At 55.2% G+C, this 7,202-nt stretch carries 7 protein-coding genes; 3 read left to right on the forward strand and 4 right to left on the reverse strand.

Annotation, left to right across the window (positions count from 1 at the left end; translation table 11 throughout):
• The first annotated feature begins 125 nt into the window (after nt 1-125).
• From VLM75_11655 to VLM75_11665, 3 genes are all read left to right on the forward strand, one after another.
• Entirely contained in the window at nt 126-1,589 is a 1,464-nt protein-coding gene (locus VLM75_11655; GenBank protein HSV97570.1) for a serine hydrolase domain-containing protein, read from the forward strand.
• 103 nt (nt 1,590-1,692) lie between these two features.
• Nucleotides 1,693-1,857: a hypothetical protein gene (locus VLM75_11660; GenBank protein HSV97571.1), complete on the forward strand. Its 165-nt coding sequence runs from the start codon at nt 1,693-1,695 to the stop codon at nt 1,855-1,857.
• 214 nt (nt 1,858-2,071) lie between these two features.
• Nucleotides 2,072-3,856 (forward strand): AMP-binding protein, encoded by a 1,785-nt coding sequence (locus VLM75_11665; GenBank protein HSV97572.1) that lies wholly within the window; start codon nt 2,072-2,074, stop codon nt 3,854-3,856.
• A 507-nt stretch (nt 3,857-4,363) separates the two neighbouring features.
• Here the strand turns inward: VLM75_11665 and VLM75_11670 are convergent.
• From VLM75_11670 to VLM75_11685, 4 genes are all read right to left on the reverse strand, one after another.
• On the reverse strand, nt 4,364-4,612 hold the full coding sequence (locus VLM75_11670) for a DUF6364 family protein (GenBank protein HSV97573.1): 249 nt from the start codon (nt 4,610-4,612) through the stop codon (nt 4,364-4,366).
• A gap of 204 nt (nt 4,613-4,816) precedes the next feature.
• Nucleotides 4,817-5,578 carry a 5'-methylthioadenosine/S-adenosylhomocysteine nucleosidase gene (locus VLM75_11675; protein HSV97574.1) on the reverse strand — a complete coding sequence of 254 codons (762 nt, stop codon included), beginning with the start codon at nt 5,576-5,578 and terminating at the stop codon, nt 4,817-4,819.
• A 171-nt stretch (nt 5,579-5,749) separates the two neighbouring features.
• Nucleotides 5,750-5,989, reverse strand: a complete 240-nt coding sequence (locus tag VLM75_11680) for a DUF6364 family protein (protein ID HSV97575.1) — start codon at nt 5,987-5,989, stop codon at nt 5,750-5,752.
• A gap of 171 nt (nt 5,990-6,160) precedes the next feature.
• Nucleotides 6,161-6,991 (reverse strand): NAD(P)-binding oxidoreductase, encoded by an 831-nt coding sequence (locus VLM75_11685; protein HSV97576.1) that lies wholly within the window; start codon nt 6,989-6,991, stop codon nt 6,161-6,163.
• Nucleotides 6,992-7,202 lie beyond the last annotated feature (211 nt).

A 7,202-nucleotide genomic window follows, 5' to 3' on the forward strand; every position in this document is an offset into this window, starting at 1 on the left:
ACATCTGACGATCGGTCAAAGAGATTTTTGTTCCGGGGGACCTTTTGCCGACGGGGATTTCGTCTTGACGTCATCGTGAGCGTGGATGTCTCATCGAACGCAGAGAAGTCATTCAGGGGTACGCCATGAAATACATCATGCCTCTCTTCATACTGCTTATGACTCCGACACCGTCCGCCCCGGCGGCCGACCGATCACATGAGGAAATGACCTCCCTCCTCGACAGACGCATTCCCGCGCTCATGGAACGCTACGACATCCCGGGCGTCGTCGTCGCCCTTATAGGCGAAGGAAAGACCGTATGGACCGCGGCATACGGCCAGGCCAATCCGGCGAAAGGCGCACCGATGACCGTGGATACGCATTGCCGCGTGGAATCCATCTCCAAGTCCGTCACCGCCTGGGGAGTGATGCGGCTGGTCGAGCAGGGAAGGATAGATCTCGACGCGCCCGTTACGAACTATATCAAAAGCTGGAAGTTTCCGCCCTCGCCCTTCCCCGTCGAGAAGGTCTCCACGCGCCTCCTCCTCAGCCAGAGCGCGGGCATGCCGCTGGGCACCATCGGAGTGCGGTACTCCCCGACAGTGAAGAGACCTTCTCTTAGGGAGAGCCTGTACATGGACGCGGTGCTGATGCGAGAGCCCGGTCACTCGTTCTCGTATTCGAATGCGGGATTCAACCTGCTCGAGCTCCTGGTGGAAGAGGTAACGGGTCGCGATTTCGCTGAGCACATGAGAACCGAGGTGCTGCTGCCGCTCGGCATGAGGAACTCGAGCTACGAATGGAGCGCAGACATGCATCCTCCCGTCCCGCCGGGACACGACACGAACGGGAAGCCCGTGCCGGTGTACGTGTACCCGGAGAAGGCCGCCGGCGGGCTCTTCAGCACGGTGGGCGACATCGCCGCGTTCGTATGCGCAGGCATGACGCGTTTTTCGCATGTACGGCACGGCGTTCTCTCCGCCGGGAGCATCGCCGCGCTCTATACGCCGCGGGTGGAGATACCGGGCCTTTACGGGCTCGCCTTCGACGCGTACGGCTTCGGGCATTTCATCGAGCGCTTCCCCGACGGCACGTTCGCCGTTTCGCACGGCGGCCAGGGCACCGGCTGGATGACGCATTTCCACTCGATCCCCGGGACCGGGGACGGCATCGTGATCCTCACCAACAGCCAGCGGAGCTGGCCGCTCTTCGCGGAGATACTCGGCGACTGGGCCGCGTGGTGCGGCCTTCCCGGCGTGGGGATGGGTCTCATCGTCAAGGGGCAGAAGATACTGTGGGCGCTCATCGCATTCGTCGCGCTTGCGCTGTTCGCGCAGACGGCGCGCCTCGCTCGCGGGCTGGCGACGGGCAAACGGGCCTTCAGGCCGCTGGCCGGGGAATCGGCGATGGTGCGCTCGGTACAGTTCGGCCTGTCCGTTGTCCTGAGCTCGGGGCTGCTGTGGGCCATGAGTCTCGATTACCTTTTTTTAACATCTGTGTTTCCGATCGCGGCGGTATGGCTGGGATACGCGACGGTGTTCGCGGCCGCGGTGCTCGCCGCGTCGGCGGTTCTGCCGGAGACGGACCGGCCTGCCTTACCGAGTTGATGCAGCATCGGGGATTTCATCGTATCGCCGACGGCTTTCATCCAGCCGTCGGGTTTTTTGCGGGGCTCCTGTTACACTTCGGACGCTATGGGGATCGACTGATATGCGAAAATGGGCTATACTGATTGTTATTTTCTTTGTCGCGATACCCGGCATCGGTATCTTCATGTTCCTGGCCGCTCCCGCCTATACCTCGGGGCTGTTGCTGCCGCTCGCGCTGGCCGCCGCAGCAACGTTTGGCCTGGTACTTCGGGGATTCAGGAAGTGAATTTTTTCTGGAATTTATCTTCTGTATTTTAAAGTGTTTGATAATCCCCCGCGCTCAACGATGATCTTTACGATACAGAAACCGTCGCGCTCGACGTGCGGTTTTAACCGGATGCCTTCAACCACATCGAAGAGGTACTGCAATCCGACATGGAACGAATATCATTAAAATCGCTTATCCGAACTTTTTACTCGGATTCGTCAATTTCAGCTCCATGATAAGGCTGACCATGTGGTGGGCGTGGTGGCGGCGCGGGCGGACCTTCTTCATCTTCGAGGGCCGGGAGTACCGCTACGATGAGGTCTACCGGAACGCAGTGCGCTATGCCGCCTTCTTCCTCTCCGAGCGCGGGAAGCTGCTTGAAAGCGGGGTATTGCGTCCCGGCGAGCGCTTCGCGCTGGGCGTCTACATGGAAAACACACCTGAGTACCTTTACGCGGTCCTGGGAGCGGGGCTCAGCAATTCGGTCCTTTTCGCCGTCAACACGGGTTTCCGTGGCGAGACGCTGGCGAAGGTCATCAACCAGGCGAACATCTCGCACCTGGTCGTGAACGCTGGCACGACCGCGGAGCTTGAGCGCGTAATGGGCGAGCTCTCCCCGCCCGGCCGGTTGAACATCCTGTACGCCGGCGAAGAGGAGGAAAGCGAGAGACGCGGCTTCCTCACCCTCGAGCGCGCGCTCGCCGGCGCCGGGCCGAAGCCAGAGTGGCGCCACCGGGTGCCCGTGGACAATTTCAGCCCGGTCATCGTCATCTACACCAGCGGCACCACCGGAGTCCCCAAGGGGGTGCCGTGCACGCACATCAAGCTGGTGGGCGCCGGATTCGTGGTGAAGAGTGACACCGGACTCAAACGAAGCGACCGCGGCTACATCTCCATGCCGTTGTTCCACTCCAACGCTTGGTACATCGGCATCCTGCCGCAGCTGATCGTCGGCGGGAGCTTCGTGCTGAAGCGGCGCTTCAGCGCCCGCGCCTTCGAGGAGGACATGCTGGAGCACGGGGTGTGCTTCATGAACTATGTGGGCCAGCCGCTGCACTACATCCTGGACGCGCTTGAAAAGAAATACGGCGGCATCGACGAGGTGGAAAAGGCCCTCGCCTCACACCCCCGCAACCGCTTCCGGATCGCCTACGGGAACGGGGCGCCCGCCGTCGACCGGCAAAAGCTCATGCGCTGCCTGGGCATGGAACACATCTACGAAATCTACGGATCGACCGAGGCGGTCATCACCACGGCCAACCGCCCGGGCGACCCGATCGAATCCGTTGGCAGCGTCGATTCGTCGATCATCATTCTCGACGAGGAGGACCGCGAATGCCCCGCGGGTACGGTCGATGAAAACGGAAAGCTCGCCAACTACGACAGGGCCATCGGCGAGATATGCCGCCGCGTGGGCGGGAACAATCTCCGCTTCGAGGGATATTTCGGCGACGCGGAGGGAACCGCGCGCAAGTTCCGAAGCGGCGTGTACCACTCCGGGGACATAGGCCATATCCGGCTTATCAACGGCAGGCGCTACCTGTACTTCAACGGGTGCACCGACGACTGGATCCGCAAGGACGGAGAGAACTTCTCCGCGGAGAACGTGCTGCAGTACGCCCTGGAGATGCCCGGCGTGGATATGGCCATCGCCTACGGCGCCCCCAGCGAGGTCTCCGACGAGAAGGTGATGGTGGCCGTGCAGCTCCGGGAGGGGGATGATTTCCGTCCGGACGATGTTTACGCCTGGCTGCTCCGCCGGCAGGCGGAGGGCGGCATGGATCCCCAGTGGATGCCCGACTTCATCCGCGTTATCGAAAAATTTCTCGTTACCGACACCCACAAGATCGTGGTGCGCCCCTACAAGCGCGAACACTACAACCTGGAGCGCACCCCCTTCATGCGGATCTATTTCCGTTCGAGGGGCGACACCACGTATCATGTGCTGACGCGGGATAAGTACCGGGAGATAAAGGCCGGGTTTATAAAAAACGGACGCGAGGCGTTGCTGGATTGAGGATTTGTACACCATTCTGAAGGCTGAGGAATGCTCTTCGGTTTCGCGCCGACGAGGACATGCCCGTTCAGTCGCCGATGTCCTGAGAACCTGTGATGTTTTTAATCTTTAAGTACTCTTCGGGCGTATGAACCTTCATCTGCGCCCGTGAGTAATCCTTAACATTACGGGTAATTATGAAATCACTCCGGTTGGTATACGCGCAATAATATTGAATGGCGTCTTCGAAATCTTTGAACCTGGATTCGAGGGCCAGGTTTATTATTTCCGAATCGACCGGTAAAATATTTACGAACAATCTCAGTTTTGAAATAAAATCGATCGCGGATTTATGTGAATCCACTTTCCGAACAATATAATAAATATTTGAAACGATGACTGAGGATGTAAAACCGAGCACCCGTTTGGTTTCAATCAAACTGAAAATATACGCGGAAGGTTGAAAATGCGGTTCCCGTACGAGGGCGATATCGAGTATAATATCGGTATCAATAAATAATCTGTCTTTCATTTCAGATACTTTGAAGACAGATACTCTTCTTTCGCTTTTTTATAATCGATCTTCGCACTGTTCTTCACGATTCGGCTCAACTCTTTTGTCCGCGGTGCCAGGGCCGGCGCTTCGGAAGAATCTTCGGACAGGGATTTCAGGTAATTTTCGACAAGCTTGGAAAGGCTGATGCGCCTGGCGGCGGCATAGGACTTCGCCCTGCCGATAATGTTTTTATTTACGTTCAATGTAAGTTTTGAATTCATCCTTCCTCCTGTTACGTAATAATATATAAATACTCTACGTAACTGTCAACAAGTATTTGATGCCCGGGAAAACACGTCGCCAGTACGCTCAATACGGTTTTCGCCATCTCATGATTGATATGCTTCCAGCCCGGTGGATTATAGGGATTATATTTACTATGCCCCGAGAGGAGGCCTGTAGATTATCGTACAACAGCGCAGGATCTACAATTTACCGCTACCCGGATTGATACGATTGAGAATCCCCTCACCCTCCAGCAGTGAGATCAACTTTTTCATTATAACCTTCGTTTCTTCCTCGAAGCTCTTAATGTTCCCGTAGGTATCGCTTCCCGCTTTGTCCACTATGTCGGTGATTCCCCGCAGTATATAGCACCGTATGTTATTCTTTTTAGCCACGTGCGCGATGGCGCTCGACTCCCAATCCCCAGCGATGGCGTTGAAGCGCTTTCGCAACTCGGGAATCCGTAAAGGATCCAGGTCCTGGTCCGCCGATACCATGGCCGACTTCCTTATGGTGCCGTCCATCTTTATATCCGGGCACTCCAGGTCGGTCGAGTAATAGTCTATCGCTTCCTCGCTGTCGCCCATCCGCTCATGGATATCGCAGGTTATCGTTTTATCCACGAGGATTATATCGCCTTTGTTTACCGCCCCATGGAATCCACCGGCGGTTCCGATATTGACGATGAGCCCGGGATTGAATGTATCGATCACATACTGCGCCGAGCCGGCGGCGTCGATCTTGCCCCAGCCCCCGTAAAAGAATACCACGGTATTCTTTCCGTATCTTTTGCTGAACCATTGCCCGTACGGCGATGTACGATAATCCGGATTTTCCGATTTCTTTATTTCTTTAAAGGCTTTCCATTCCGCGTTCGCCGAAATAATGACGACAACGTCGGCATGCCTGCCGCACGCCGTTAAAAGGGACAGCATGATCAGAAAGACCGCCGGTTTTTTCATTTGATATCCTCGCCATGGGTCGTGCCGTGGCTCGTTTCCCTTAAGCAGCAAGGATTATTTTTAAGCTGTGGATAGATGTGCTTACGAATCCTGTCGTATGTCTTGATTTTTCTATTTTTGCCGATACCATCGAGGTCATTGATAAACCGGTTCGTTCCGAATATCCTGAAATCAGGCAAAACGCCCCCTCTTTTTGCGAGCGTCTTCACTTCCTTTCTTCAAACGGTTTACCAGACCGGCGTTTTCCACAATTTCGGACATTTCAAATTCATCGACCAATTCCGATCGCTCGACATATCGCAGGGTGGCGGTTTCAATGAAATTGGAGATGGACCTGTTTTCCATTTCCGCGTGATGCCTGAATCTTTCGAGCAATGAATCGTCTATTCTCAGCGTAACGGTTTTGGGCATGGTTTTCACTCTCACTGAGGGATGAATATAATATATTACAATTGAAAGCTTTTATCAATGCTATAAAAATTATTGTTCATTTAAGGCCGTTCGACATGTTCTGCCGACAAGCGGCGTCCTGCGGCATTCCGGCTCCGCGGCCGCGGAAACCGCCTCGAACACCGCGTTTTCTTACCGCTTTTCCGGTAACGAGTCGGAATCATAAATAACGGGCATCTGCCCTTTCCATTTCTTCCACAACTCCTCGCTGCCAATCAATTCTGCCATAAAGTGAGCCACATTGATTCTGCTGGTTTTCCCGGGGTTGAAAACGGGGCTTCGAACGGGTGAAGGATACACGGAGTAATCGCTTACTTCATCCATATTATATAAAGTATCGGGACGGACGGCAATCCATTCCAGTTTTCGATTGCTTTGACCGATTTTTACCCGCAAGTATTCGGCCGCTTTTTCATTGTCTTTCTGCGGCGGCACCAGCAATCCGATAATCCCAAGCACGCATTTTTCTGCCGGAGACGGTGATTCGCCAAGATCCCTGTTTCTGTGCCCGGTTGTATTCATAAGAATATACTTCATCGCCTTTTTTGATTCGCTTTCCTCGACGGCGGTACAGATCAGTACAGTTGCATCCGTGACGAGCCTGAAGGGAGGTCCGAATATTCCTCTCAGCGTCAGGTTATGCCCGAGACAGGAGATCACGGCGTCGCATCCCTCGAGGTATTCCGCCATCTCGCTCCTGCTTATTCTTAAAATATTGCCGACCGTTATAATGGATACATTTTCGTGAGACCGGACTGCCTCCGGCAGTTTTTCCAGGAAACGGACGATCGCTTTTACCCGCTCCCCGCGATCCAGCAATTGTTTTACGACAAGTTTTCCCGTCGCGCCGGTCGCCCCCAGAACCAGAACCGTCATATATTCACCCGTTTTGAATTTTGACTTGTTATGTAACTGACAAAAATGTCGCGAGGAGGCCGCAGGCCGACGTGGCGATCTCAACATCCGATACGTTGATTCATGGAACTCCGTATGTCAAGAGATTGCGCTGGCCAGGAAGGCCGAGTGCCGCGGAGCATACGGATGTGCGTGAGTGGCCCCTCAAAAAGAAACCCCCGCGGCCGCGAATTTCCCCTTGACGGCGCGCCATTTTTCCCGATTGTAGCATGCCATGGCAACGACCCGATCGAACGATACCGACAGACGCCTCGGCCTG

This window comes from Spirochaetota bacterium (assembly GCA_035477215.1).
Taxonomy (GTDB): domain Bacteria; phylum Spirochaetota; class UBA4802; order UBA4802; family UBA5368; genus MVZN01.

Excerpts from the sequence above, each read along its gene's own strand:
- VLM75_11655 (HSV97570.1), top strand. The coding sequence starts at position 126 with ATGAAATACATCATGCCTCTCTTCATACTGCTTATGACTCCGACACCG.
- VLM75_11660 (HSV97571.1), top strand. The coding sequence starts at position 1,693 with ATGCGAAAATGGGCTATACTGATTGTTATTTTCTTTGTCGCGATACCC.
- VLM75_11665 (HSV97572.1), top strand. The coding sequence starts at position 2,072 with ATGATAAGGCTGACCATGTGGTGGGCGTGGTGGCGGCGCGGGCGGACC.
- VLM75_11670 (HSV97573.1), bottom strand. The coding sequence starts at position 4,612 with ATGAATTCAAAACTTACATTGAACGTAAATAAAAACATTATCGGCAGG.
- VLM75_11675 (HSV97574.1), bottom strand. The coding sequence starts at position 5,578 with ATGAAAAAACCGGCGGTCTTTCTGATCATGCTGTCCCTTTTAACGGCG.
- VLM75_11680 (HSV97575.1), bottom strand. The coding sequence starts at position 5,989 with ATGCCCAAAACCGTTACGCTGAGAATAGACGATTCATTGCTCGAAAGA.
- VLM75_11685 (HSV97576.1), bottom strand. The coding sequence starts at position 6,991 with ATGTTGAGATCGCCACGTCGGCCTGCGGCCTCCTCGCGACATTTTTGT.